Here is a 24155-nt window from a genome sequence, read left to right as displayed (position 1 = left end):
GGAGGGGGAAGGGGTTGGGGTTCTGGAAGGCCACCTTGAGGCCCAGGAGGAGGGCCGGGCCTTCCGCCTCGAGGCCCAAAACCTCCGCCCCCAGAAACCGGGCCTCAGGGGGGAGGGGCCTTGGGGCGCAGGCGGCGAGGAGGAGAAGGAGGGCAAGGGCCCGCTTCAAAGGAGCCACCCCCTTTCCCCAAGCCCCTCCAGCACCGGGAGGAAGCGGGGCCAAAGGGGGCTTTCCTCGGGGTAGGGGGGCCTCGGGTAGCCCGCGGGGAGGCCCAGGTGCCGGAGGGCCTGCTTCAGCAGGGGGACCCCCCCTTTGGCCAGGAGGTCCCCCAGGGGGAAGAGGGTTTCCTGGAGGGTTTTGGCCTCCGCCATCCGCCCTTCCCGGAAGGCCTGCAGCAGGGCCTTGTAGGCCCTTGGGGCCAGGTTGGCCGCGGCCAAAATCCCCCCTTCCGCCCCCAGGGCCAGGGCCCCCAGGAAGGTGGGGGCGTGGCCGGTGTAGGCCCTGAAGCCCTTGAGGTGGGCTCCGTAGAAGGCCATGCGGGCCAGGTCCCCGCTGGAGTCCTTGATGCCGAGGATGTTGGGGTGGGCGGAAAGCCGGGCCACCGCCTCCAAGGGGAGGTCCACCCGGGTGTTCTGGGGCACGTGGTAGAGGAAAAGGGGCATCCCCTCCGCCAGGGCCTCGTAGTAGCGGAAAAGCCCCTCCCCTAGGCTTGCGTGGTAGTACCGGGGCGGGGTGACCAGGAGGGCGAAGGCCCCCCGCTCCTTGGCCTCTTCCACTGCCCTTTCCGCCTGGGGCAGGGTCTCCTCCATGAGGCCCACCAGGAAGGGTTTCCTGGGGGCGAGGGCCTTTAGGCCCAAGGCCCTTTCCTCGGGGGTGAGGTGCACGCCCTCCCCGTTGGAGCCGTAGACCAAAAGCCCGTCCACCAGGGGCTCTATGGCCTCCGCCAGGGCGCGGAAGGCCTCCCGATCCAGCCGCCCTCGCCGGTCAAAAGGGGTGGGGATGGGGGGTAGGATCATCTGGGCCTCCTAAAGGAGCTTAACAGGAAGAGGAGGTGGAGGCCGTAGGCCAGGAGGAGAAGGCCAGGGCCTTCCCCTTGGAGGGCGCGGAGAAGGCCGTAAGCGGCGAAGAGGAGCAAGAGAAGCCCAAGCCCCCCCGCAAACCCCAGACTCCCCGGGACGAAAAGCCGCACCCCCAGGGCCCAGCCCCAAGGGGGGGCATGGGGGCGCCGGGGGAGGAAGAAGGAGAGGAGGTGGTAGAGGAGAAGGGCGAGGAAGCCCAGGAAGAGGGCCGCCCGACCCCAGCCCGGCCAGGGGAAGGGGAGGTCCAGGCCCTGAAAGCCCCGCCAGGGGTCTTCCAGGAAGCGGCTTAGCTCCACCCGGAGGAGGGCGCGGTACAGGGTGGCCATGCTGGGCCCGGGCTCCCGTGGCCCCCAGGGGTCCGTTCCCAGGTCCAAGGCGCTCCGGATGGGCCCGGTGTAGGGCGCCTTCCGGTAGGCCTCCGCCAGGCCCTCCTCGGTGCCCAGGAGGGCCTGGGCGAAGGGGAGGGTAGCCCCTTCCTGGAGGAGGGCCTTGGCCTCCTTGGGGTTTTCCTGGAGGAGGGCGTAGCCCTGGAGGGCCCGCACCTCGGGAAAGGGGGGGAGGTCCATGAGCCAGGCCTGGGCGGCCTCCGTGCGCAGGGTGCCCCGGTCCAAAGGCGGAGCGAGGAGCTGGGCCCGCACCCGGCTGTCCAGCCCTTGGAAGAGGACCCCCACCCCCAGGAGGAGGAAGAGGAGGAGGGCAAGGAGCCTTTCCCCCAGGGAGGCGTAGGCCAGGTGGAGGTGGCGGAGCCTCAGGAGGGGGTGGCGGAACCAGCCCCCCAGGTACCCCCCAAGGGGCCTTAGGTCTTGGAGCTGGGCGGGCAGGTAGTAGAGGAAGAGGTAGAGGAAAAGGGCCAGGTAGGCCAGGCCCAGGACCCCTAGCCCTTCCTTCAGGGGGCCCAGGTCCGGGGGAATCCAGGTCCTTAGGACCTTGAGAGCTTCCCGGAAGCGGAGGGCCAGGACGGGGTGGCCCTGGGCCTCGAGGCCCTCCGCGAAGGAGCGGAAGAAGGCAAGAGAGCCCGGGAAAAGGGGGGTGTAGCGGAGGAGGGCTTCCGCCAGGAGCCGGGCCTTTTCAGGGTCTTTTTCCTTGAGGGCGGAGGCCGCCTCCGCCATCCGCCGCACCCCCTCCTGGGCGAAGAAGAGCTCGGGGCGGTGCCCCCTGAGCCTTAGGTCCTCCCCGTAGGCCTTAAGGTCCTCCTCCGTGAGGGCCTCCGGGGGCAGGGCCCAGTAGGCGAAGTAGGGCCAGGGCTTGGGGGGCTTGAGGGCTTCCAGGAGGGTTCTAAGCTCCTTCAGGTCCTCCTCCTTTCCCGAGAAGGGGAGAGGGGGGAAGGGGAGGAGGAGGGCCCGTTCCCCCTCCAAGAGGGCCTCGGGGCCCGGCCTTAAGGCCACCACCCGCCTGGGGGCGAAGTGGTAGCGCAGGACCTCGGGCCGGTCCTGGGCCACCTCCAGCGCCAGGAGCCCCCGGGCCACATAGACCCGGTCCCCCTGCACCAGGGGTCCAAGCCAGGGCCCTTCCGGCAGGGGAAGAACCCCCCCGGGGAGGGCAAGGCCCTCCTCCGTGAGCTTGGGGGCTAGTGGGGCCAGGGCCTCGAGGCGCCCCTCCAGCGTCCCCGAGGGCAGGGCTAGGCGGAAGCGGTAGGTCCCGGGGGCCCTAGGGGTGAAGGGGAGGCGGAAGCCCCCCTCCTTGACCTCCACCTCCAGGACCCCGCTCCCTTCTGGGCCCTCCAGGGCCAAGGGAAAGCGGCCTTCGGGCAGGTTCTCCCCCCGGAGCTCCAGGGTTTCCCCCACCTGGGCTTGCGAAGGCAAAAGAAGGCTTTGGGCCTGGGCCAGGCCTAGGAGAAGGAGGAGGGCCAAGGCGCGCATGGGGTTATTCTACCGGTATGGGACTCCTGGACATGATCGGCCCGGTGATGGTGGGGCCCTCCTCCAGCCACACCGCGGGCGCCTGCCGGCTTGCCCTCCTCGCCCGCCACCTTCTTGGGGAGAGGCCCAGGCGGGTGGAGTTCGGCCTCCACGGCTCCTTCGCCAAGACGGGGGCTGGGCACGGGACCCACCTGGCCCTGGTGGCGGGGGTCTTGGGCCTCACCCCGGACGACGAACGGCTTAAGGAGAGCTTTGCCCTGGCGGAGCGGGAGGGCCTCGAGGTGGCCTTTAGGGAGGTGGAGCTTGGGGACGTCCACCCCAACACCGTGCGCATGGTCCTGGAAGGGGAACGGGAGCGCGTCACGGTGACGGGGAGCTCCTTGGGGGGAGGCCTGGTGCGCATCTTTGACCTGGACGGCTTTGAGGTGCGCATCACCGGCCAGGCCCTCACCCTGGTGGTGAAGAACGTGGACACCCCCGGGGTGGTGGCCCGGGTGGCCCGCATCCTGGCGGACGACGAGGTGAACATCGCCCACCTCACCGTAAGCCGCAAGAAGCGGGGCGGGGAGGCCATGATGAGCCTCGAGGTGGACCGGCCCCTTTCGGAGATCCCCCTCCTCTACCTGCAAAACCTCTCCTACATCCTCTGGGTGCGCCAGCTCCCGCCGGCCTAGGCTACATCCGGTTTCCCGGCCTGAGCTCCAGCCGAAGGGCCGCCCCACCCAAGGGGCTTTTCCCGGCGGAAAGCCGCCCCCCGTGGGCCTCGGCCACCCGCTTGGCGGTGTAGAGGCCAAGGCCGCTGCTCCCCCGGTTGCCCTGCCCTTGCCGGAAGGGCTGGGCCAGGGCCTCCAGGGGGAGGGGGAGGCCCTCCCCGTCGTCCTCCACCGTCAAGGCCCCCTCCTCCACCCGCACCCGCACCCGGCCCTTGGCATGGCGGAGGGCGTTTTCCAGGAGGTTGGCCAGGGCCCGCTCCAGGAGAATCCGCTCCCCCCGGGCGCTTCCCGCCCCCTCGGCCCAAAGGGCCAGGCCCCGCCTGTCGGCCTCCTTGCGGTAGCGGAGGAGGAGGTCCTCCACCAGGGCCCTCAGGTTCAGGGTCTCGGGGGAGAGGGGGTGGGCCTCGAGGCGGGAGAGGGCCAGGAGGTTTTCCACCAGGCGGTACCCCCGGGCGAGCTCCTCCTTGATCTCCTTCAGAAGGGCCACCCGGGCCTCCTTGCCGATGGCGTCTGCCCCTTCCAGGTACTCCAAGGCCCTCAGGGCGGAAAGGAGGGGGGTCTTGAGGTCGTGGGCCAGGGCCCCGTAATAGGCCTCCCGTTCCTCCAAAAGCCTCCGCACCCGTTCCAAAAGCTCCTCAAACCGCGCCCGCAGGAGGGCGATCTCTTGGGGCGGGGGTTCCTTGGGCGGGGGGAGGCGGAGCTCGTGGAGGGGGCCCTCCTTAAGGGAAAGGTAGGTCACCGCCCGGGTGAGCTCCGTGAGGGGCCGGAGGAGGCCTTGGGCCAGGAGGTAGCCGATGCCTCCCGAGAGGAGGGCCACCAGGAGGAGCCAAAGGAAAAGCCCCCCGGAAGGGCGCCCCAGGAGGAGGACCAGGACCAGGTTGGGCAGAAAGGCGAGGAGGGCGATGGTGAGGGCAAGCCGGGTCCTAAGACGCATCCTTACCCGCGGAGAGCACGGCCAGAAAGGCTTCCTGGGGCACTTCCACCTTGCCGATGGCCTTAAGCCGCTTCTTCCCCTCCTTCTGCTTCTCCAAAAGCTTCTTCTTCCGGGTCACGTCCCCCCCATAGCACTTGGCAAGGACGTCCTTGCGCAGGGCCTTCACCGTGGCCCGGGCGATGATCTTCCCCCCGATGGCCGCCTGGATGGGCACCTCAAAGAGCTGGCGGGGGATAACCTCGGCCAGCTTGTCCACAATGGCCCGGGCCATGGCGTAGGCCTTGTCCCGGTGGGCGATGAAGGTGAGGGCGTCCACCGGCTCCCCGTGGACCAGGATGTTCACCCGCACCAGATCCCCAGGCTGGTAGCCCGCTTGCTCGTAGTCCATGGAGGCGTAGCCCCGGGAGAGGCTTTTCAGGCGGTCGTGGAAATCGTAGAGGATCTCCCCAAAGGGGGCCTCGTAGACCAGCTCCACCCGCTTTTCCGCCCCTGGGAGGTAGTTCATGGCCAGGAGCCTGCCCCGCTTTTCCTGGACCAAACCCATGGTGTTCCCCACGTAGGCCTCGGGGGTGAAGATGGTGAGGCGCACGTAGGGCTCCAGGATCTCCTCTATGCGGGTGGGGTCGGGGAGGTCCGCCGGGTTATGGATCTCCATCTCTTCGCCGCCTTTGAGCCGCACCCGGTAGACCACGCTGGGGGCGGTGGCGATGAGGTCCAGGCCGAACTCCCTTTCCAGCCTTTCCTGGACGATCTCCGCGTGGAGAAGCCCGAGGAAGCCGCAACGGAAGCCGAAGCCCAAGGCGGTGGAGGTCTCCGGTTCAAACTGCAGGGCGGCGTCGTTCAGCTTGAGCTTCTCCAGGGCGTCCCTGAGGCGCTCGTAGTCCCCGGAGTCCACAGGGTAGAGGCCGGCGAAGACCACGGGCTTGGCGGGGCGGAAGCCGGGGTAGGGGGCGTCCGTGGGGCGGTGGGCCAGGGTGATGGTGTCCCCCACCTGGACGTCATGGATGTCCCGGATGGCCGCCACCACCCAGCCCACCTCCCCCACCGATAGGGCTTCCGTGGGGGCGAGACCCTGGGGGGTGAAGACCCCCACCTTGTCCACGGTGAACTCCTTCCCCGTGGACCAGATGCGGATCCGGTCCCCGGGGCGCACCCGCCCCTCAAACACCCTCAGGTAGGGGATGACCCCCTGGTAGGCGTCGTAGATGGAGTCAAAGATGAGGGCCTTTAGGGGGGCTTCCGGGTCCCCCTTGGGGGGCGGGATGCGCTTTACGATGGCCTCCAGGATCTCCTCCACCCCTTCCCCCGTCTTGGCGGAAGCGAAGATGGCCTCGTCTGCGGGGAGGCCCAAGACCTCCTCCACCTCTAGGGCCACCTCCAGGGGACGGGCGTTGGGGAGGTCAATCTTGTTGATCACGGGGATGATGGTGTGCCCCTGCTCCAAGGCCATGTAGTACTTGGCCAGGGTTTCCGCCTCCACCCCTTGGCTGGCGTCCACCACCAGCAAGACCCCTTCCACCGCCGCCAGGGCCCGGGAGACCTCGTAGGTGAAGTCCACGTGCCCGGGGGTGTCAATCAAGTTTAGGGTATAGGTCTTCCCGTCCTTGGCCCGGTAGTGGACGCGCACCGCGCTGGCCTTGATGGTGATGCCCCGCTCCCTCTCCAGCTCCAGGGAGTCCAGGAACTGTTCCCGCATCTCCCGATCGCTTACCGCCTGGGTGGCCTGCAGGATGCGGTCGGCCAGGGTGGACTTCCCATGGTCCACGTGGGCGATGATGGAGAAGTTGCGGATGGGGAGGCCTTCCATCCCTTTAATCCTCAAGGGTAAAGGAGCCAAAGTCAAGGCGCTAAGCGCCTCGGCATGGAAAAATCCTCATGGGGCCAGGGGACAAGGCGGTCTAGGCCTTTCTTCTGGGGCCCCCACCGAAGCGAAAGCTTCGGTGGGGTACTTAGCCCTCCCCCTGGTGGCTCTCGTAGGCCTTGATGATGCGGGCCACCAGGGGGTGGCGGACCACGTCGGACTCCTTGAAGTACACGAAGGCGATGCCCTCTATGCCCTTCAGGACCTTGAGGGCCTCCACCAGCCCCGACTTTTGGTGCTTGGGCAGGTCAATCTGGGTGATGTCCCCGGTGATGACCATCTTGGAGGAGAAGCCCATGCGGGTGAGGAACATCTTCATCTGCTCGGGGGTGGTGTTCTGGGCCTCGTCCAGGATGATTAAGGCATCGTTCAAGGTCCTGCCCCGCATGAAGGCCAAGGGCGCTACCTCGATGATCCCCGACTGCAGGTACTGCTCAAAGCGCTCTGCATCAATCATGTCAAAGAGGGCATCGTAGAGGGGCCTTAAGTAGGGGTCCACCTTGGCCTGGATGTCCCCGGGCAGGAAGCCCAGCTTCTCCCCCGCCTCCACCGCGGGCCGGGTGAGGACGATGCGTTTCACCTTGCGGGCCTTGAGGTGGCTCACCGCCATGGCCACCGCCAGGTAGGTCTTGCCCGTGCCCGCGGGGCCGATGCCAAAGGTGATGTCGTGCTGGGCGATGGCTTCCACGTACCGCCTCTGGCCCGGGGTTTTGGGGCGCAGTTTCCCGGGAAGGGCCAGGCCCACCTCCGGGGTGGTGGCCTGGTAGAGCCCTTCCCCGGAAAGGGCCAGGGCCATGGCCTGCTCCAGGGTGGCCTCGTCCAGCTCCGCCCCCTGGCGGAGGAGGGCGAGAAGGTCCCGCACCGCCTTCTCCGCCACCTCCACCGCCTCCTTGTCCCCTATAAGCTCCAAGGCCTCTCCCCGGGCCACGAGCCTAAGCCGCTCCCCGAAGGCCTCTTTAAAGAGGCGGCGGAGGGTTTTCAGGTTCCGGTCGGCCTGGCCCAAAAAGGCCAGGGCCTCCTGGGGCCTAAAGGGGATCACCAGCCTTTGGGCGGTTTCAGGATCTCGTGCCATACCATGCCTTTAAGGATCTCGTTCTTCGTCGTGCTTAGAAGGCGTGGGCGCTTCCTCTTTGGCCTTTCTGCCTCTTCTTGGGCTTCCCGGAAGGTGACCTTGAGGGCCTCCCGGGGGGCGGCTTCCAGGGACCGGGGGGGTTCAGGGGTGGCCTCGAGGGGCCTTTCGGGGGTTGTCGGGGGCCTGGGGCGCCTCTTGGGGCGGGGCTTGGGGAGGGAGGGGGGTTCGGGCTCGGGCAGGTCCAGGGGAAAGCCTGGTGGGGGGCTCTTGCGGGAAAGCCCCTGCAGGGCGGGCAGAATGACGAAGAGGAGGAGGAAAAGGAGGCCCAGGAGGTCGTCTAAGCTCATTCCTCACCCTCGGGCTTGGCCGCCCGGCTGATGGACTCCCGCATGTCCGTGTCCGCCTCGATGTTCTTCAGGCGGTAGTAGTCCATCACCCCTAGGTTCCCCTTCCTTAGGGCCTCGGCCAGGGCCAGGGGCACCTGGGCCTGGGCCTCCACCAGCTTGGCCCGCATGGCCTCCACCAGGGCCCGGTTTTCCTGTTCTGCGGCCACGGCCATGGCCCGCCGCTCCTCCGCCTTGGCCTGGGCGATCTTCTTGTCCGCCTCCGCCTGGTCTATCTGGAGCTGGGCCCCGATGTTCTTGCCCACGTCCACGTCGGCGATGTCCACGGAGAGGATCTCAAAGGCCGTGCCCGCATCCAGGCCCTTGTCCAGAACGGTTTTGGAGATGCGGTCGGGGTTTTCCAGCACCTCCTTGTGGGAGTTGGCGCTGCCGATGGTGGTTACGATGCCTTCCCCCACCCGGGCGATGATGGTCTCCTCCCCGGCCCCGCCCACCAGCCGGTCTATGTTGGCCCGCACCGTGACCCGGGCGGTGGCCAGAAGCTGGATGCCGTCCTTGGCCACCGCGGCCACCATGGGGGTCTGGATGACCTTGGGGTTCACGGAAACCCGCACCGCCTCCAGCACGTCCCGGCCCGCCAGGTCTATGGCCGCGGCCCGGTCGAAGGTGAGCCGGATGCCCGCCTTGTCCGCGGCGATGAGGGCGTCCACCACCCGGTCCACGTTGCCCCCGGCGAGGTAGTGGGCCTCGAGGCGGTCCAGGCGCACGTCCAGCCCCGCCTTGGTGGCCTTGATGAGGGGGTAGATGATCTTGGCCGGGGGTACGCGCCTTAGGCGCATGGCCACCAGGGTGATGAGGGGTACCCGCACCCCCGCGGCCCAGGCGGAGATCCAGAGGCCCACCGGGATGAAGCTGAAGAAGAGAAAGACCAGGACAAGGACGACAAAGGCCAGAAAGATGAGACCGATTCCTTCCATGCTATTCCTCCACCGCTTCCACCAGCACCGTGGGTCCTCGCACCTCCACCACCCGGATGGGGGTGCCCTTGGGGATGAACCCACGGTTGGCCACCACGTCCACGCGCTTGGCCCCAAACCGGCCCACGCCCCCAGGCCTTAGGTCCGTGAGGGCTACGCCTAGGCTGCCCACCTCCACCGCCTCTTCCGCGGCGTGCTCGGAGATGGCGCTTTCCAAGACCAGGGCCTGGGCGGGCCGGGTTCTGGGGAGGTAGCGGAAGACGAGCAGGAGGCCGATCCCCAGGGCGATCACCGCCATGGCGATGACCCAGAGGGCGTTCTCCCCGAAGGTGAAGTAGACGGAGGCCAGGATGGACCCCACCCCCAGGGCCCCCGCCACCCCAAACCCGGGGAAGAGGAAGGCCTCCGCCAGGAGAAGGGCCACCCCGAGAAAAAAGAGGACCAGCTCAAAGGCCCCAGAGAGCCCCGCCAGCCACCCCCCGGCGAAGTAGAGGCCGAGGAGGGCTAGGCCCAGGACCCCCATGACCCCAAACCCCGGGGTGAAGAGCTCCAGGAGGAGGAACAGGAGCCCCAGGGCCAGGAGGAGCCCCGCCACCGCGGAGCTCGTGAGGAACCGGGCCACCTGCACCCGGGGGCCTGGGGTAAGCCGTTCCGTCTCCGCGGCAAAGCCCGCCTGCCTCAGGGCCTCCTGTAGGCTTCCCACCTTGAAGTCCGCCACCTTGAGCTCCACCGCCTTGTCCGCGGAGAGGGTGAGGGGCTCCCCCTTGGCGGAAAGCCCCGGCACCTCCACCGAGGGGTCCACCATGGCCTCCGCCAGGTGGGTGGGCCGTCCCCGGGCCTCGGCCACGGCCCGGAACTTCCCCTTGAGGGCCGAGATCACCTTTTGGTCCGCGGCCTGGGGTTGCTGCAGGGGGAGGGCCACCACGGGCAGGGCGGCCCCGATCTCCGAGCCCGGGAGCATGGCGATCTGCTGGCAGGAAAGGGCGATGAGGGCCCCAGCGGAGAAGGCGTTTTGCACTACGGCCAGGGTGGGGAGGGGGGTTTGCAGGATGCGGTCGGAGATGCGAATGGCCGCGTCCACCCGGCCCCCTGGGGTGTCTATGAGGAAGGCCACCCCGCTGGCCCCCTCCCTTTCGGCCCGGGCCAGGGCCTGCTCTACAAAGACCGCCAGGGCGGGATCAATCTCCCCCTGGATGGGGATGAGGAAGGTCTTCCCCAAGGCCCAGGGGAGGAGAAAGGCTAGGGCAAGAAGCCTTTTCACCGCCTCTATTCTATACGCTTCCCCTTGCCGCTAGGGCCTTTTCCCTGTAGACTAGACCATGGTTTTGCGCACGGCCAAGACCGTGCGGGAGGAGGCGAACGTGAAGGAAGGCATCCACCCCAAGCTGGTACCGGCCCGCATCATCTGCGGTTGCGGCAACGTTATCCACACCTACTCCACCAAGCCCGAGATCCACGTGGAAGTCTGCAGCAAGTGCCACCCCTTCTACACGGGCCAGCAGCGCTTCGTGGACACCGAGGGGCGCGTGGAGCGCTTCCAGCGCCGCTTCGGGGACTCCTACCGCAAGGGCCGCTAAGGGAAGACCCCTGCCCCCCGCCTGGGCCTGGGTCCAGGTGGGGTAAAATGGCGCCCCGGTATGCCCCCCATCGTTCACCGCCCCGGTTGGATTGAGGTCATTGTGGGGCCCATGTTTTCCGGGAAGAGCGAGGAGCTCATCCGGCGGGTGAAGCGGGCACTCATCGCGAGGCAGAGGGTCTTGGTCTTCAAGCCCAGGCTGGACCACCGCTACCACCTCGAGGCCGTGGTGAGCCATGACGGCGAGCGGCTGGAAGCCATCCCCGTGGAGAGCGCAAGGGAGATGGAGGCCCGTCTTTCCCCCCTGCCCGAGGTGGTGGCCGTGGACGAGGCCCAGTTCCTGGACCGGGGTTTGGTGGGGTTGGCCGAGGCCCTGGCCCAAAGGGGGGTGCGGGTCATCCTGGCTGGGCTGGACCTGGACTTTCGGGGGGAGCCTTTCGGCATCATGCCCGAGCTTCTGGCCCGGGCGGAGTTTGTGGACAAGCTCACCGCCATCTGCCCCCGGTGCGGGGCCCCCGCCACCCGCACCCAGCGCCTGGTGGACGGGAAGCCGGCCCGCTACTCCGACCCCGTGATCCTGGTGGGGGCCAAGGAGCACTACGAGCCCCGCTGCCGGGCCTGCCACCGGGTTTTGCCCTAAAGGGGTAACGCCCCGCCTTTCCGCTTTTTAAAGCGCACCTCCAAGACCCCTTGGCGGAGGCTCGCCTGGGCGGTGCCCTCCTCAATGGGCCCCGGGAGGTCCAGGGTGCGGCGGAAGGTGCCCATGGGGCGCTCCTCCAAGAGGTAGGTGCCGGGTAGGGGGTGGCGTACCCCGGCCAGGGTGACCCGGCTCCCCTCCTCCAAAAGCTCCAGGTCCTCGGGGCGTACCCCGGGGAGGTCCACCAGGAGGACGTAGTGCTCCTCGTCCTCCAGGAGGTCCACCCTGGGGGTCCAGGCCGCGGGTTCCTCCCCGGTGAGCCGGTAGGCCAGCTCGGCGATGCGCTCCTGCAGCTCCCGGAGCTTTCTCAAGGTTTCCAGGCGGTCCAGGCGCTCCAGCATGCCCTTAGCATAAGCGATGTGGAGGTTATCCCTGTTCTGGCGGGCCCCACGGGCAGCGGCAAAACCCTCCTCGCCTTAAGGCTTGGGGAGGAGCTTCCTCTGGAGGTGGTCTCCGCCGATGCCACCACCGTCTACCGGGGGCTGGACATCGGCACGGACAAGCCCACCCTGGAGGAGAGGGCCCGGGTGCCCCACCACCTGGTGGACGTTTTGGAGCCCAGCGAGGCCATGAGCGTGGCCCGCTTTTTGGAGATGGCGGAAAGGGCCATAGGGGAGGTGCTTTTCCGGGAGCGGGTGCCCCTCGTGGTGGGGGGCACGGGCTACTACATCCGCGCCCTCTCCGAGGGGCTTCACCAGCTCCCCCCGCCGGACCCGCTCTTCCAGGAAACCCTTTGGCAGGAGCTGGAGGAGAGGGGGGTGGAGCCCCTCCTGGCGGAGCTTGGGGCGGCAAGCCCGGAGGATGCGAGGAGGGTGGGGCGGAACCCCAGGCGGCTCGTCCGGGCCCTGGAGGTCCTAAGGCGCACCGGGATCCCTCCGGCCCGCTTTCCCAAAAGGCCTCCCCGGTTCCGCTACCGGAAGCTCGTCCTCTTCCCTGAACGGGCCTGGCTTTGGCCTAGGCTGGAGGAGCGGGCCAGGGCCCAGTTCGCCCGGGGCCTGGTGGAGGAGGTGCGGGCCCTCCTCCAGCGCTACCCAAAGCTCCCCACCGCCCTTCAGGCCATCGGCTACAAAGAGGTGGTGGGCTACCTGAGGGGAGCGTACACCCTGGAGGAGGCCTTGGAGCGGGACATCCGCGCGGTGAAGGCCTACGCCAAGCGCCAGTACACCTGGTTCCGCCACGAGCCCGGGGACGTGACCTACCTCCTGAAAGGCGGAGAGGCGGCCTACACGGGCTTTCGGGACTGGCTTCGCCTGCACTTCGGGCTATAGTAGGGGCATGCTGGCCCACGAGATCCGCGCCCAGGTGGCCCGCAAGGCCCTTTCCCCCAAGGAGGTGGCCCAGGCCTACCTGGAGCGCATCGCCCTGCTGGACCCGGGGATTGGGGCCTACCTTACCCTGAACGAGCGCCTTCTGGAGGAGGCGGAAGCCCTGGACCCTGCCCTCCCCCTGGCGGGGGTTTTGGTGGCGGTGAAGGACAACATCGTCACCAAGGGCCTAAGGACCACCGCGGGAAGCCGCCTCCTCGAGGGCTTCATCCCCCCCTACGAGGCCACGGCGGTGGCCCGGCTCAAGGCCAGGGGGGCTTTGGTCCTCGGCAAGACCAACCTGGACGAGTTCGGTATGGGCTCCAGCACGGAGCACTCCGCCTTCTTCCCCACCAAAAACCCCTTTGACCCCCAAAGGGTCCCCGGGGGCTCCAGCGGGGGGAGCGCGGCCGCGGTGGCCGCAGACCTAGCCCCCGTGGCCCTGGGCTCGGACACGGGGGGCAGCGTGCGCCAACCCGCGGCCTTCTGCGGGGTCTACGGCCTTAAGCCCACCTACGGCCGGGTGAGCCGCTATGGCCTCATCGCCTACGCCAGCAGCCTGGACCAGATCGGCCCCTTGGCGAGGAGCGTTAAAGACCTGGCCCTCCTCATGGACGCCGTGGTGGGGGAGGACCCCTGGGACGCCACCAGCCTGGACCTCCCCCCCCGCTTCCAAAAGGCCCTGGAGGAGCCTCTTCCCCCCTTGCGGCTTGGGGTGGTGCGGGAAGGGCTTGCCGGGAATAGCCCCGGGGTGGAGCGGGCCCTGGAGGAGGCCATAAGGGTCTTTGAGGGGCTTGGCCTTCAGGTGCGGGAAGTTTCCTGGCCGGCCTTGCCCCTCGCCCTAAACGCCTACTACATCCTGGCCCCCGCGGAGGCCAGCTCCAACCTGGCCCGCTACGACGGGACGCTGTACGGGGCCCGGGTGGCCTCGGAGGACCTCGAGGAGATGGTGGAGAGGACCCGGGCCCTCTTTGGCCTCGAGGTCAAGCGGCGCATCCTCGTGGGCACCTTCGTGCTCTCCAGCGGCTACTACGAGGCCTACTACGCCCGGGCCCAGGCCTTCCGCCACCGCCTCAAGGCCGAGGCCCGGGCCCTTTTCCAGGAGGTGGACCTCCTTCTCCTCCCCACCGCCCCCCACCCCGCCTTCCCCTTGGAAAGCCGGCCCGACCCCCTCGCCCTCTACCGGGAGGACCTCTACACCGTGGGGGCCAACCTCACGGGCCTCCCTGCCCTCTCCTTCCCCGCGGGGTTTGAGGGGGGCCTTCCCGTGGGCCTCCAGCTCCTTGCCCCCTGGGGGGGGGACGAAGGACTTCTCCGGGTGGCCCTGGCCTTTGAGGAGGCCACGGCCCGGGCCCACCTGAAGGCCCCCCTGGGCGAGGCCCTATGATGGAAGGCCCCTTGCGCTACCGCCTCGCCACCCGCCTTGCCCGGAGGCTTAGGGCCGAGGGCAGGCCCTTGCCCTCAAGGCCCTGGGGGCGGCCTTGGGCCTCTGGGGGCCGGTGGAGCGGGTCCTCCTTCCCCTCCTGGACGGGCGGTTTTTCCGGGAGGAGGGGGTGGGGCTTTGGGAGTGGCGCTACCCCTTTCCCCAGGGGGAGGTGGTGGTGGTCCTGGACCTGGAGACCACGGGCCTCGCCCCCGGGGTGAACGAGATTATGGAGGTGGCCCTCCTGCGCCTGGAGGAGGGAAATCGCCTTTCCTACACGAGCCTGGTGCGCACCCAAAGGCCCCCAAGCCCCTTTGTCCAGCGCCTCACCGGCATCCACCCCGACGAGCTCCTCTCCGCCCCGCCCCTAAAGGCTGTCCTGGAGGAGGCCTACCCCCTCCTCCAGGGGGCCACCCTGGTGATCCACAACGCCCCCTTTGACCTCGCCTTCCTCCGCCCGGCCCTGGAGGGCCTGGGTCTTCCCTTGGAAAACCCCGTGGTGGACTCCTTGCGCCTTGCCCGAAAGGCCTTTAAGGGGGTGAAGCGCTACGGGCTGGATGCCCTTTCCGAGCTATTGGAACTCCCCCCGAGGGGGGTGCACCGGGCCTTGGGGGACGTGGAGCGCACGGCCTTGGTGCTCCACGAGGCGTACTATATACTGAGCGCAGGAAGGCCTAAGCCCTTGTGGGAACTCGGGAGGTTTTCGTGACCGCACGGTATATCCTCACCAGCCTGTGTATTCAAAACGGCACCATGACCCTCACCGCCTCCCTCAGGGCCCACCTCCTGGGCCGGGAGCGGGTCCGTTTCCTGGACGAGGACGGGGAGGCCCTAGAAGGGGAGGTGGACTGGAAAGCTGGGGTGGTCCGGGGCCTTGGGCCCTACTACGCCAAGCGCCGCCTGGCGGCCAACGAGGCGGTCCTCCTCCACTTCCGGGGGGAGGTGGTGGAGCTCCAAGCATCCCCCCGCGCTTCCCTTCGCCCCCCTGAAAGGCCTGAGCCCCCCAAGGAGAAGGTCCCCCCGCCCGAGCCCAAGGGGCGCCGGGTGCGGGTGGCCCCTTACCCTAAAGAGGTCCTCTTCCCCCACGAGCCCCTGGGCCCTCCGGGGGCCACGGAGGACCTGAAGCGCCTGGGCTTCACTTTGGAGGGTGGCCCCCCCTGGGTCTACACCGCTCACCTGGGCCGGCGCCAGCTCCGCCTGGCCCTCCTGCGCCTGGGGGAAGGGGAGCCTGACCTTTTGAAGCCCTACCGGGCCCAGGGGGCCTACGCCGCCCTCCTGGCCCCCGAGTCCCAAAAGGGGGAGGTGGAGGCCCGGGGCCTCCCCTTCATCTCCCCCGAGGCCCTAAGCCGCTTGGTGCGCCTAAAGGCCCGTTTTCCCCTCACCCCCTTGGACCTGGAGGACCTCCTCCGGGAAGGCCGGGTGGACCTCGCCGGGGTGGAGGCCCTGGAGGACCGGCTGGTGGCGGAGTTCGCCGAGCGGGGGGCGGTGGCGGCCCTCCTTTTGCTCCTCGCCAAGAGGCCCTTGGGGGAGGTTTTCCTCCTTGCTGACCTCGAGGCCGAGGCCCTGGAGAAGGGCCTTCTCCCGGAAACCGTCCGCCAGGGGGTGGAGCTCTTCTCCGGGCCTCCTTTCCTCCTCCTCAAGCGGCTGGCCCCTGGGGAGTTCCTCCTGAGGCAGGGGGTGGAGGAGGCCCTGGCTGACCTCGAGGCCTTCGCCCAAGGGGTGAAGGCCAGGCTCAGCCGCGCCCAGAAGGGCGCTTGACGGGGTGCCTCTCCCCGAGGGCGAGGTCAAAGCTCCGCCGGGCTCGTTCCTTCAGCCGGGCCACCTTGTCCCAGTCCGGCCCCCGCCCGTAGAGGGCGGCCTTGGCCAGGAGGAGGGGGTCTCCGGGGAGGTCCTGGTGGTAGGCCCCCGTCTCTTTGGCGAAGGCCGCCACCTTGGGGTCGTAGGAGAGGGCGGCAAATGGGGTGCCCGCGGCCGCGGCCAGGATGAGGCCGTGAAGGCGCATGGAGATCACGTACCCCGCCTGGGCCGCCAGGTAGAGGACCCGCCTGGGGTCCCCGGTGCGCTCAATGCGGTGGTGGAAGAAGACCTCGGCCACCTCGTCGTCGTAGCCGGGCTGCATGAGGAGGACCAGGACCTGCCGCCCCTCGTGGAGGAGGTGGTTGGCCGCGGCGTACAGGCTCTTCACCCCCTCCCGGTAGGCCTCCCCCGCCCGGGGGATGACCAGGACCAGCCCCTCCTCCCGGGCCACAGGGGGCGGGGTGAGGAGGAGGGCGGGGTCGGCCCCCAGTTCCGCTTCCAGGCCCAGCCGTTTCGCGTAGGCCAGGGAGTCCTGGTCCCGGAGGATGACGGGAAGCCCTCTGAGGGCCTGGGCCACCCGCCTTTCCCCCCAAGGGGAGAGGGGCCCTAGGGACTGGTTGAAGATCACCACCCGCTTGCGGAAGAGCCGGGCCAGGCGGAGAAGGCCCAAGTAGTAGCGGAGGCTTAGACGGCTGGTGAAGTCCTGTAGGAGGCCTCCCCCCCCAAGGAGCCAGAGGTCGGCCTTGAGGAGGGCCAAGGGGTTCAGGCGGTGGTAGGCAGGAGTTTTGTGCTCCTCCCGGGTGAGGGCGGGATTTCCGGAAAGGACCACCGCCCGGTGCCCCCGGTCCCTTAGCTCCCGCAGGATGGCCTCCAGGATGGCCTCGTCCCCCGCGTTCTTAAACCCGTAGTACCCCGCTACCCCCACCACCATCTCCAAAGCCTCCTTACCAGGATAACCCCTAAGAGCCCCAGGGCGAGGCCCAAGAGGGCCCCGTTCAGGGTGCGGAAGAGGGAGATGAGGAAGGGGGTGTGGAAGTGGCTGAAGGTGTTCAGGATGGAGGCCACCCCCAAGGCGGCCAGGAAGAGGAGGGCATTTTGCGCCCAGCGGGGCCAGGGGAGGAGAAGGGCCAGGGGAAAGAGGGCGTGGCCGAAGACCTCCTTGAAGCGTGGCCGGACCATAGCCTCCTGGAGGAGGCTTCGGAGCCTAAGCTCCCACTCGGGGACGATGGGGGCTTCGTTTCCCCGGCGGAGGAGGGCAAGGGCCAAAAGCCCAAGGCCCACCGCCACCAAGAAGGCCTCCCCCAGGCGCACGGGATGGTTCCAGAGCCGGAGGACCATGGCCTTAAGGTCCTTTTCCAGGAAGCTGTAGGCCACGAGGAGAGGGGGGACGAGGAGGGTGAGGGAGACCCCCTTGAAGGGGGTGAGGCCCAGGAGGCTTTCCGGCCTGGAGCCCAGGACGCTGAGGAAAAGGGCGCCCAGGAGGGCGTACCCCAGGGCTCTAAGCCACAGCCAAAGCCCGTTCCGGGGGCCCAGGAAGCCCAAGACGGGGAAAACCAGGGTCGCAAGGAGGGCCCCACCCTGCCCCCCCGCGTAGCCCAGGGCGAAGAGGAGGAGAAGCCCCGCCACTAAGGGCCCCTGGGGAAGCCCTAGGGCGAGGAGGCCAAGCCCCGCCAAAACCCCCACCCAGGCGGCGAGGCGGAAGGGGCTTGGGGTGAAGAGGGGAGGCTCGGGGCGGCCTAGGGGGATGCCGCTGGCCTTCAGGCCCTGGAGGAGTTCCTTCAGGAGGCGTTCGGTGTCCTGGGGGTAGGGGTAGGGCCTCAGGTAGAGGAGCTTATGCCCCCTCTCCCGGGCGGCCAGGACGTACTTGGCCGCGGCCTCCTCCGGGCTTAGGGTGAGCTGCCACTCGTAGCGCAGGCTAAAGAGGCGCAGGATTCCCTTTTCCCGGAAGGCGGCCAGGCCGGGCTGGGGGGTGCCCTCAATGAGGGCCACGGGGGCGCGCACCAGGGCCTTAGCCTCCTCCAGCCGGTAGGGGTAGCCCAGGGCCTCGAGGCCGGCGAAGATCACCGCGTCCGCCTCCTGGGGGACGATGGGGAGGGCGGGGTCCAGGCGGCGGAGGCGGTGGTTGATGGGCCTTACCGCCACGTAGAACCCTTCCCCTTGGGCCTGCCGGATGGCCTTTAGGTCATAGAAGGCAGGGAAGGCCAGAACGTCTAGGGGAAAGCCTAGCCAAGGCCCTACCCGCTCCTTAGGGAGATCATAAGCCCTTTCCAGGAGGTCCAAAAGCCAGCCTTCCCCCTTCAGGTAGTACCAGCCGGGCCGCGCGGGGAGGCCCATCTCCTTAAGCTCCGCCCCCGTGCGGTAGAGGAGGGCCCCTGCGTCCACCCAGTCCTTGAGAAAGCGTTCCGGGAAGGCCACCCCCTCCACCCCCAGGGCCCGGTAACGCCTTAGGGCCGTGAGGAGGTCCTCCCCCCGGGCGCGGGCCTCGTCCTCCAGGGCCTTGCCGTCCATGAGGAGGGCCACAGGGCCCGGGCGGTCCGCCTTTAGCCTTGGCCCGAGGGCAGGGAGGGAGAGGAGGGCGGCCAAGAAGAGAAGGCCTTGGAGGAAGGCCCTCATACCGGTTCCTCCACAAGCTGGGCCAAGGCCTTGGCCTTCAGCATGGCCAGGGCCACGGGGTTCTCCCCTCCGCCCGGAAGGATCACGTCCGCATGGCGCTTGGTGGGTTCCACGAAGGCCAGGTGCATGGGCTTCACCCGGGTGAGGTACTGCTCCACCACCCCTTCCAGGCTCCGGCCCCGCTCCGTCACGTCCCGCTTAAGCCGGCGGATGAAGCGCTCGTCCGCGTCCGCGTCCACGTACACCTTGAGGTCCATGCGCCGCCTCAGCTCCTCGGGCCACAGCACCAGGATGCCTTCCAGGATCACCACCGGCGCGGGGTTTACCCGCACCGCCCCGGGGGCGCGGGTGTAGGCCTTGAAGTCGTAAAGGGGCATTTCCACCGCCTCGCCCCTGAGGAGGGCCTCGAGGTGGGCCAGGTAGAGCCCCAGGTCGAAGGCCTCGGGGTGGTCGTAGTTCATCCCCATGCGCTCGGGGAAGGCGAGGTGGGAGAGGTCCCGGTAGTAGTGGTCCATGGGCAAAAGGGCCACCCGGGCCCCCAGGGCTTGGGCCAGGGCCCGGGCTAAGGTGGTCTTGCCGCTGGCGGTGCCGCCCGCGATCCCTATGACGAAGGGCCGCTTCCTCACCCCTCCATCATAAGGGGCGGCCTACCGGGCCACGGCCGCCTTTTCCTGGGCGTGGCCGATGGCTTTTTCCGTCTCCACGTCAAAGGCGTGGAGGCGAGAGGGGTCGGCCAGAAGCTCCACCTTGTCCCCCACCCGCACCGGGGCGTGGCCGTCCACCTTGGCCACCAGGAGGGTGCCGTCCACGCTCACGTGGATCTCCGTCTCTGCCCCCAAAGGCTCCACCACCTCCACCTCGCCCTTTAGGACGTTTTCCTCCTCGGGGATGACCGTGTACCCTTTAAGCCCCAGGTGCTCGGGTCTGACCCCAAGCCACACCTCCTTTCCCCCGGAGGGCCTTAGGGCCTCTCCCAGGACGGGGTTCGCCCGGAGGCGGAAACCGGGGGCCACCAGGTAGGCCTTTTCCCCCTGGAGCTCTACCCGGGCCTTGATGAAGTTCATGGAGGGACTCCCGATGAAGCCCGCCACGAAGCGGTTGGCGGGGAAGTCGTAGAGGTTTAGGGGGGTGTCCACCTGCTGGATCTCCCCGTCCTTCATGACCACGATGCGGTGGCCCAGGGTCATGGCCTCCACCTGGTCGTGGGTCACGTAGATGGTGGTGACCCCAAGCCGCCGCTGGAGCTTGGCGATCTCCGCCCGCATCTCCACCCGGAGCTTGGCGTCCAGGTTGGAGAGGGGTTCGTCCATGAGGAAGACCTTGGGCTCCCGCACGATGGCCCGCCCCATGGCCACCCGCTGCCGCTGGCCGCCGGAAAGCTCCCGGGGCTTGCGGTTTAGGAGGTGCTCAATCTTCAGGATCCGGGCGGCCTCCTTCACCCGGCGGTCAATCTCGTCCTTGGGGTAGCGGCGAAGGCGCAGGCCAAAGGCCATGTTCTCGTAGACGTTCATGTGGGGGTAGAGGGCGTAGTTTTGGAAGACCATGGCGATGTCCCGGTCCTTGGGAGGCACGTCGTTCACCAGGCGATCGCCGATGTAGATCTTCCCCTCGGAGATCTCCTCCAGCCCGGCGATCATGCGCAGGGTGGTGGTCTTGCCGCAACCCGAGGGCCCCACGAAGACCACGAACTCCCCGTCCTCCGTCTCCAGGTTGAAGTCCTTGACCGCCACCACCTTGCCGAAGCGCTTCCACACGTGCTCCAGCTTGACCTTGGCCATACTTCCTCCTTACAGCCCCACGCTTTGAGCGTCCTTGCGCCCATCGGGGGTTCGCGGCCATTATACAAAACCCGTATTCACAGGACTTTCAAACCTTTGCTGTAGGGTTCTCTTGTATGTTGAAGGGTTTTCGGGATTTTCTCATGCGGGGCAACGTGGTGGACCTAGCGGTGGCGGTGATCATCGGGGGGGCTTTCGGCCAGGTGGTGAACTCCTTGGTGGCCGATGTGCTCACCCCTCTGATCGGGGCTCTGGGCGGGGCGCCGGACTTCTCCGCCCTTAAGCTTGGGCCCATCGCCCTGGGCAAGTTCATCAACGCCGTGCTGAACTTCGTGGTGGTGGCCGCGGCCATCTACTTCCTGGTGGTGGTGCCCATGCGGCAGGTGGAGCGCCGCCTGAAGAAGGAGGCCCAGGCCGCACCCCCGCCCCCGCCAGAGCCCCCGGAGGAGGTGCGGCTTTTGAGGGAGATCCTGGAGGAGCTCAGGAAGAAGGCCTGATCCGGTTCCAGAAGAAGAGGCCCAGAAACCCCAGGCCGAGCTCCGGCCTGGGGTCTACCGTTAGGGAGAGGGCAAAGGCGTGGAAGAGGGGGATCTCCAGGGCCCTTAGGGGGGCCCTTGGGAGGAGCGCCCTGAAGGCGGGCCCCTGCCACAGGAGGAGGAGGGCCAGGTAGGGGAGGTAGGGCCAAGGCCCGGTGCCTATACCCAAGGCGGAAAGCCCCAAGGCGGCTAAAGCCAGGCCCCGGGCTGGAGGCAGAGGGTCCAGGCCCAGGGCCCTAAGCTCCTCCCAAGGGAGGGCCTCTTCCCCCGGCCAGGGGCCCCGGAAGAGGAGGAGCCTCCTTCCCTCGTGCCCCCCCAGGTAGACCTCGGGCCTAGGGGCCACCCCCAAGGGGAGGAGGCGGGCCGGGTCCTCCCGTAGGGCTTGGAAGAGGAGGGGGTCTAGGGGGAGGCCGTCCACCAGGTACCAGGTATGGGGCCGGCCCGAAAGTAAAAACCCCAAGGCCCGCTCCACCCGGTGGCCCCGGTGGGCCAGGATGCCGGGCCAGGCCTCCGGGGGCTCCTTTAGGAGGGCTTCCCGCCAGGGTGGGTTTTCCTTAAGGGGCTTGGGGAGGAGGCGGAAGCGGACCTCCAGGGCCTCCCCGGCCTCCAAGGGAAAGCGCCCGAAGAGGGTACCCCGGGCCTCGTAGACCCCCAGGGGTCTCTTGGAGAGGAAGAGGTCCTCCACCTCCTGCCCGGGGGCGGTTTGGGGCAGGGGGAGGGTGTGGACTCCGGCCTCGAGGGCCCGTAAGCGCAGGGCCAGGCGCACAGGGTATACGATACACTTTTCCCATGGACTGGCTCCTCACCCCAGGTCCCGTGCGCCTCCACCCCAAGGCCTTGGAGGCCCTGGCTCGGCCCCAGCTCCACCACCGCACCGAGCCCGCCCGGGTCCTCTTCTTGAAGGCGCGGGCTCTCCTCAAGGCGGCCTTTCGCACGGAGGGCGAGGTCCTCTTCCTCACGGGAAGCGGCACCCTGGCCATGGAGGCCCTGGTGCGGGGGCTCTTTGCCCCTGTGGAGAGGGTTCTGGTGCCGGTTTACGGCAAGTTCTCCGAGCGCTTCGCGGAGATCGCCGAGGCCGCGGGGCTTCGGGTGGACCGGCTGGACTACCCCTACGGCCAGGTCCCCCGTCCCGAGGACGTGGCCCAAAAGGGCTACCGGGGCCTCCTCCTAGTCCACTCGGAAACCTCCACCGGGGCCCTTATAGACCTCCCCGCCCTGGCCCGGGCCTTTAAGGAGGAGAACCCGGAAGGGCTCGTGGGGGCGGACATGGTCACGAGCCTCCTGGTGGGAGAGGTGGCCCTGGAGGCCTTTGGGGTGGACGCGGCCGCCTCGGGGAGCCAGAAGGGCCTCATGTGCCCCCCGGGCCTCGGCTTCGTGGCCCTAGGCCCCAGGGCCCTGGAGGCCTTGCGCCCTGCGGGGTACTACCTGGACCTCATCCGGGAGCTTAGGGCCCAGCGGGAGGGAGAAAGCGCCTGGACCCCGGCCATCAACCTGGTGGGGGCGGTGGCCGCGGTGCTGGAGGAAGTCCTCCCCCGCCTCGAGGCCCACCTGGCCCTCAAGGCCTGGCAGAACGATCTCCTCTACCGGGTGGGGGAGGAGCTTGGGCTTAGGGCGGTGCCCAAGGCCAAAAGCCCCGCGGTGGCCGCCTTTTACCTTCCCGAGGGGGTGCCTTATGGCCGGGTGAAGGAGGCCTTTGCCAGGAGGGGCGCGGTGATCGCCGGGGGGCAGGGGCCCCTGAAGGGCAGAATCTTCCGCCTCTCCCTCATGGGCCACTACGACCGGTACGAGGCCCTGGGGGTGGCGGCCCTCTTTAGGGAAGCCTTTGCCGATATTCTTCCACCTTCTTGAGCATCTCCTCCCGGGTGTAGACCGCCCGGGCGCCCCCGATGAGGGGGGGGCGGGTCTTGGCGGCAAGGAGCACCGCCTCCCCGATCCTCCGCACGGAAAGCCTTAGGGGTACGGCCACCGGCCGCAGGTGCATCCCGATGAGCACTCCCCCGATGTCCATCCCCCCGTGGGCCTGGGCCTTCAGCGAGGCCACCACCACGGGGTCTTGGAAGCGGAGGAAGGCCACCGTGGCCAGGCTTCCCCCGGCCTTGGGGTGGGGGTAGACCGTGACCTCCTCAAGCCCATAGGCCAAAGCCGCCCCCCGCTCCACCACCAGGGCCCGATTCAGGTGCTCGCACCCCTGGAACGCCACCCAGATGCCCCGCTCCAGAAGGGGGGGAAGGAGGCCTTCCAGGATGGCCTCCGCGGCCTCGAGGCTGGGCCGTGTCCCCACCCGCTCCCCCAAGACCTCGCTGGTAGACCCCCCTAGGACGAAGAGGCTCCCTTGGGTCATGGGGAAGAGCTCCAGAAACTCCCGGATGGCCCCTTCCGCCTGCTTCCGGATGCCCTCCATGCCCTAAGCCTACCTCCCCTCGCCTCAATCCTTAAGTGCCCTGCGGTTCAACCTCCCCAGGGGAACCCGGGAAGAAGCCCGCTGAACCCTTCCTTTGGGGCCCCTGCCTTCGGCGGGGTCGTCAGTAGGGGAGGGGCCAGGTGCGGAAGTAGTCCCTGATCCTTCCCCAAAGCCCCACCAGGCCCAAGGGTTCCAGGATGAGGAAGAGGAGGATGAGGAGGCCAAAGACCACGTTCCGCCAGGCGGCCAAAGCGGCGGCGTACTGAGGGCCAAGGGCGCCCACGAAGCTATTCAGCACCTCGGGGATGAGGAGGACAAAGAAAGCCCCAAGCACCGCCCCTAGGACCGTTCCCGCCCCGCCCACGATGACCATGGCCAGGTACTGGATGCTCACGGAAAGGGGGAAGTACTCCGGGGTCACCGCCTTGTACAGGTTGGCGAGAAGCTCCCCCGCCACCCCTGCGTAGAAGGCGGAAAGGGCGAAGGCGAAGAGCTTGGTCCGCACCAGGTCCACCCCCGCTACCCGGGCGGAGAGGTCGTTGTCCCGCACCGCCCGGAAGGCCCGCCCCGCACGGGTGGAGAGGAGGCGCTTGCCGTAGAGGAAAAGGGGCAGGGTGAAGAGGAGGACCAGGTACCAAAGCCCCTCCGCGTCCGCCAGGCGGAAGCCCAGGAGCTCCGGTGGGGGTAGGGTCCGGCCCCGGATCCCCCCCGTGACCGCCTCCCAGTTCTTGAAGGCGTAGTCCGCCAGGAACTGGAAGGCCAAGGTGGCGATGGCCAGGTACACCCCCTTGATCCTTAAGGAGGGAAGGCCCAGGAGGAGGCCCAAAAGGGCGGAAAGCGCCCCCCCAAGGAGCACGCCCAAGGGGGCGAGGGGGCCAAAGAGGTGGCTTGCGGTGTAGGCCCCTACCCCCATGAAGGCCGCGTGGCCCAGGGAGATCTGGCCCGCCCCCCCCACCAGGAGGTGGAGGCCCAGGGCGCTTAGGGCCCCGATGGCCACCAGGGTGAGGACGTACATGGGGTAGGGCCCAAGGAGAAGGGGTAGGAGGAAGAGGAGGAGAAGAAAGCCATAGAGGGCCAGCCGCCCCAAAGGGGTGCTGGCGTAGGCCTCGTCCTGGCGGTAGGTTTCCCGGACCGCCCGGGCAAAACGGCGGCTAAAGCCGTCGGTAAGGCGTTTGGAGAGGGCGTACACC

The 24155-nt window shown here is 68.4% G+C and carries 24 protein-coding genes and 1 pseudogene; 9 read left to right on the top strand and 16 right to left on the bottom strand.

Features of this window, described 5'->3' with window-relative positions:
- Window positions 1-165: 165 nt before the first annotated feature.
- On the bottom strand, window positions 166-1017 hold the full coding sequence (locus WKI94_RS02575) for a dihydrodipicolinate synthase family protein (protein ID WP_337844209.1): 852 nt from the start codon (window positions 1015-1017) through the stop codon (window positions 166-168).
- Window positions 1014-2939 (bottom strand): hypothetical protein, encoded by a 1926-nt coding sequence (locus tag WKI94_RS02570; protein WP_337844208.1) that lies wholly within the window; start codon window positions 2937-2939, stop codon window positions 1014-1016. Before WKI94_RS02570 ends, WKI94_RS02575 begins: the two co-directional genes overlap by 4 nt.
- 17 nt (window positions 2940-2956) lie before the next feature.
- Between WKI94_RS02570 and sdaAB the strand changes: the two genes are divergently transcribed.
- Complete coding sequence (sdaAB, locus tag WKI94_RS02565) at window positions 2957-3613, top strand: L-serine ammonia-lyase, iron-sulfur-dependent subunit beta (protein WP_337844207.1); 657 nt, start codon at window positions 2957-2959, stop codon at window positions 3611-3613.
- A gap of 1 nt (window position 3614) precedes the next feature.
- On the opposite strand, the gene WKI94_RS02560 is transcribed toward sdaAB, so the two are convergent.
- From WKI94_RS02560 to WKI94_RS02535, 6 genes are all read right to left on the bottom strand, one after another.
- Window positions 3615-4586 (bottom strand): HAMP domain-containing sensor histidine kinase, encoded by a 972-nt coding sequence (locus WKI94_RS02560; protein WP_337844206.1) that lies wholly within the window; start codon window positions 4584-4586, stop codon window positions 3615-3617.
- Window positions 4576-6393, bottom strand: a complete 1818-nt coding sequence (gene lepA, locus WKI94_RS02555) for a translation elongation factor 4 (protein ID WP_337844205.1) — start codon at window positions 6391-6393, stop codon at window positions 4576-4578. Before lepA ends, WKI94_RS02560 begins: the two co-directional genes overlap by 11 nt.
- A gap of 142 nt (window positions 6394-6535) precedes the next feature.
- Complete coding sequence (locus tag WKI94_RS02550; protein ID WP_337844204.1) at window positions 6536-7519, bottom strand: PhoH family protein; 984 nt, start codon at window positions 7517-7519, stop codon at window positions 6536-6538.
- Entirely contained in the window at window positions 7483-7866 is a 384-nt protein-coding gene (locus WKI94_RS02545; RefSeq protein WP_337844203.1) for a hypothetical protein, read from the bottom strand. The genes WKI94_RS02550 and WKI94_RS02545 overlap by 37 nt, the downstream gene beginning before the upstream one ends.
- On the bottom strand, window positions 7863-8840 hold the full coding sequence (gene floA / locus WKI94_RS02540) for a flotillin-like protein FloA (RefSeq protein ID WP_337844202.1): 978 nt from the start codon (window positions 8838-8840) through the stop codon (window positions 7863-7865). The genes WKI94_RS02545 and floA overlap by 4 nt, the downstream gene beginning before the upstream one ends.
- 1 nt (window position 8841) lies before the next feature.
- Window positions 8842-10101 carry an NfeD family protein gene (locus WKI94_RS02535; protein WP_337844201.1) on the bottom strand — a complete coding sequence of 420 codons (1260 nt, stop codon included), beginning with the start codon at window positions 10099-10101 and terminating at the stop codon, window positions 8842-8844.
- A 100-nt stretch (window positions 10102-10201) separates the two neighbouring features.
- Between WKI94_RS02535 and rpmE the strand changes: the two genes are divergently transcribed.
- Complete coding sequence (gene rpmE / locus WKI94_RS02530; RefSeq protein ID WP_026234242.1) at window positions 10202-10417, top strand: 50S ribosomal protein L31; 216 nt, start codon at window positions 10202-10204, stop codon at window positions 10415-10417.
- Window positions 10418-10477: 60 nt separating this feature from the next.
- Window positions 10478-11056, top strand: coding sequence for a thymidine kinase (locus tag WKI94_RS02525; RefSeq protein ID WP_337844200.1), 579 nt, complete (start codon window positions 10478-10480; stop codon window positions 11054-11056).
- Here the strand turns inward: WKI94_RS02525 and WKI94_RS02520 are convergent.
- Window positions 11053-11454 (bottom strand): Hsp20/alpha crystallin family protein, encoded by a 402-nt coding sequence (locus WKI94_RS02520; protein ID WP_337844199.1) that lies wholly within the window; start codon window positions 11452-11454, stop codon window positions 11053-11055. The two genes, WKI94_RS02525 and WKI94_RS02520, sit on opposite strands and share 4 nt — an antisense overlap.
- A gap of 18 nt (window positions 11455-11472) precedes the next feature.
- Between WKI94_RS02520 and miaA the strand changes: the two genes are divergently transcribed.
- From miaA to WKI94_RS02500, 4 genes and pseudogenes are all read left to right on the top strand, one after another.
- Window positions 11473-12381 carry a tRNA (adenosine(37)-N6)-dimethylallyltransferase MiaA gene (miaA, locus tag WKI94_RS02515; protein ID WP_337844198.1) on the top strand — a complete coding sequence of 303 codons (909 nt, stop codon included), beginning with the start codon at window positions 11473-11475 and terminating at the stop codon, window positions 12379-12381.
- A 7-nt stretch (window positions 12382-12388) separates the two neighbouring features.
- On the top strand, window positions 12389-13804 hold the full coding sequence (gene gatA, locus WKI94_RS02510) for an Asp-tRNA(Asn)/Glu-tRNA(Gln) amidotransferase subunit GatA (protein WP_337844197.1): 1416 nt from the start codon (window positions 12389-12391) through the stop codon (window positions 13802-13804).
- Window positions 13804-14549, top strand: a pseudogene (locus tag WKI94_RS02505) (3'-5' exonuclease). The gene gatA and the pseudogene WKI94_RS02505 overlap by 1 nt, the downstream one beginning before the upstream one ends.
- Window positions 14546-15598: a hypothetical protein gene (locus WKI94_RS02500; RefSeq protein ID WP_337844196.1), complete on the top strand. Its 1053-nt coding sequence runs from the start codon at window positions 14546-14548 to the stop codon at window positions 15596-15598. The pseudogene WKI94_RS02505 and the gene WKI94_RS02500 overlap by 4 nt, the downstream one beginning before the upstream one ends.
- Here the strand turns inward: WKI94_RS02500 and csaB are convergent.
- From csaB to ugpC, 4 genes are read right to left on the bottom strand one after another with little or no spacing between them, the layout of a single operon-like run.
- A complete protein-coding gene (gene csaB, locus WKI94_RS02495) occupies window positions 15573-16568 on the bottom strand; it encodes a polysaccharide pyruvyl transferase CsaB (RefSeq protein ID WP_337844210.1) in 996 nt (331 codons plus the stop codon). The two genes, WKI94_RS02500 and csaB, sit on opposite strands and share 26 nt — an antisense overlap.
- Window positions 16553-18250, bottom strand: a complete 1698-nt coding sequence (locus WKI94_RS02490; RefSeq protein ID WP_337844195.1) for a DUF5693 family protein — start codon at window positions 18248-18250, stop codon at window positions 16553-16555. The genes csaB and WKI94_RS02490 overlap by 16 nt, the downstream gene beginning before the upstream one ends.
- On the bottom strand, window positions 18247-18876 hold the full coding sequence (udk, locus tag WKI94_RS02485) for a uridine kinase (protein WP_337844194.1): 630 nt from the start codon (window positions 18874-18876) through the stop codon (window positions 18247-18249). The genes WKI94_RS02490 and udk overlap by 4 nt, the downstream gene beginning before the upstream one ends.
- Window positions 18877-18897: 21 nt before the next feature.
- Entirely contained in the window at window positions 18898-20028 is a 1131-nt protein-coding gene (gene ugpC / locus WKI94_RS02480; RefSeq protein WP_337844193.1) for a sn-glycerol-3-phosphate ABC transporter ATP-binding protein UgpC, read from the bottom strand.
- Between the two features lie 116 nt (window positions 20029-20144).
- Between ugpC and mscL the strand changes: the two genes are divergently transcribed.
- The gene (gene mscL, locus WKI94_RS02475) at window positions 20145-20525 is read left to right on the top strand and encodes a large conductance mechanosensitive channel protein MscL (RefSeq protein ID WP_337844192.1); all 381 of its coding nucleotides are present in this window, start codon (window positions 20145-20147) and stop codon (window positions 20523-20525) included.
- Here the strand turns inward: mscL and WKI94_RS02470 are convergent.
- Complete coding sequence (locus WKI94_RS02470; protein WP_337844191.1) at window positions 20509-21330, bottom strand: hypothetical protein; 822 nt, start codon at window positions 21328-21330, stop codon at window positions 20509-20511. The genes mscL and WKI94_RS02470 overlap by 17 nt on opposite strands.
- A 23-nt stretch (window positions 21331-21353) precedes the next feature.
- Here WKI94_RS02470 and WKI94_RS02465 point away from each other — a divergent pair, with 23 nt between their 5' ends.
- The gene (locus tag WKI94_RS02465) at window positions 21354-22412 is read left to right on the top strand and encodes an aminotransferase class V-fold PLP-dependent enzyme (RefSeq protein WP_337844190.1); all 1059 of its coding nucleotides are present in this window, start codon (window positions 21354-21356) and stop codon (window positions 22410-22412) included.
- Here WKI94_RS02465 and WKI94_RS02460 read toward each other — a convergent pair.
- Both WKI94_RS02460 and WKI94_RS02455 read right to left on the bottom strand, forming a co-directional pair.
- A complete protein-coding gene (locus tag WKI94_RS02460; protein WP_337844189.1) occupies window positions 22375-22965 on the bottom strand; it encodes a TIGR01440 family protein in 591 nt (196 codons plus the stop codon). The two genes, WKI94_RS02465 and WKI94_RS02460, sit on opposite strands and share 38 nt — an antisense overlap.
- 121 nt (window positions 22966-23086) lie before the next feature.
- Window positions 23087-24154, bottom strand: coding sequence for a branched-chain amino acid ABC transporter permease (locus WKI94_RS02455; RefSeq protein ID WP_337844188.1), 1068 nt, complete (start codon window positions 24152-24154; stop codon window positions 23087-23089).
- Window position 24155: the final 1 nt, after the last annotated feature.

The organism is Thermus sp. (genome assembly GCF_037444525.1).
Classification (GTDB): domain Bacteria; phylum Deinococcota; class Deinococci; order Deinococcales; family Thermaceae; genus Thermus.
Note: the sequence above shows the minus strand (reverse complement) of the source record. Positions and strands in the feature narration are given on the sequence as shown.

Coding starts and splice junctions, on each gene's coding strand:
- WKI94_RS02575 (WP_337844209.1), bottom strand. CDS start 1,017: ATGATCCTACCCCCCATCCCCACCCCTTTTGACCGGCGAGGGCGGCTG.
- WKI94_RS02570 (WP_337844208.1), bottom strand. CDS start 2,939: ATGCGCGCCTTGGCCCTCCTCCTTCTCCTAGGCCTGGCCCAGGCCCAA.
- sdaAB (WP_337844207.1), top strand. CDS start 2,957: ATGGGACTCCTGGACATGATCGGCCCGGTGATGGTGGGGCCCTCCTCC.
- WKI94_RS02560 (WP_337844206.1), bottom strand. CDS start 4,586: ATGCGTCTTAGGACCCGGCTTGCCCTCACCATCGCCCTCCTCGCCTTT.
- lepA (WP_337844205.1), bottom strand. CDS start 6,393: ATGGAAGGCCTCCCCATCCGCAACTTCTCCATCATCGCCCACGTGGAC.
- WKI94_RS02550 (WP_337844204.1), bottom strand. CDS start 7,519: ATGGCACGAGATCCTGAAACCGCCCAAAGGCTGGTGATCCCCTTTAGG.
- WKI94_RS02545 (WP_337844203.1), bottom strand. CDS start 7,866: ATGAGCTTAGACGACCTCCTGGGCCTCCTTTTCCTCCTCCTCTTCGTC.
- floA (WP_337844202.1), bottom strand. CDS start 8,840: ATGGAAGGAATCGGTCTCATCTTTCTGGCCTTTGTCGTCCTTGTCCTG.
- WKI94_RS02525 (WP_337844200.1), top strand. CDS start 10,478: ATGCCCCCCATCGTTCACCGCCCCGGTTGGATTGAGGTCATTGTGGGG.
- WKI94_RS02520 (WP_337844199.1), bottom strand. CDS start 11,454: ATGCTGGAGCGCCTGGACCGCCTGGAAACCTTGAGAAAGCTCCGGGAG.
- gatA (WP_337844197.1), top strand. CDS start 12,389: ATGCTGGCCCACGAGATCCGCGCCCAGGTGGCCCGCAAGGCCCTTTCC.
- csaB (WP_337844210.1), bottom strand. CDS start 16,568: ATGGTGGTGGGGGTAGCGGGGTACTACGGGTTTAAGAACGCGGGGGAC.
- WKI94_RS02490 (WP_337844195.1), bottom strand. CDS start 18,250: ATGAGGGCCTTCCTCCAAGGCCTTCTCTTCTTGGCCGCCCTCCTCTCC.
- ugpC (WP_337844193.1), bottom strand. CDS start 20,028: ATGGCCAAGGTCAAGCTGGAGCACGTGTGGAAGCGCTTCGGCAAGGTG.
- mscL (WP_337844192.1), top strand. CDS start 20,145: ATGTTGAAGGGTTTTCGGGATTTTCTCATGCGGGGCAACGTGGTGGAC.
- WKI94_RS02465 (WP_337844190.1), top strand. CDS start 21,354: ATGGACTGGCTCCTCACCCCAGGTCCCGTGCGCCTCCACCCCAAGGCC.
- WKI94_RS02460 (WP_337844189.1), bottom strand. CDS start 22,965: ATGGAGGGCATCCGGAAGCAGGCGGAAGGGGCCATCCGGGAGTTTCTG.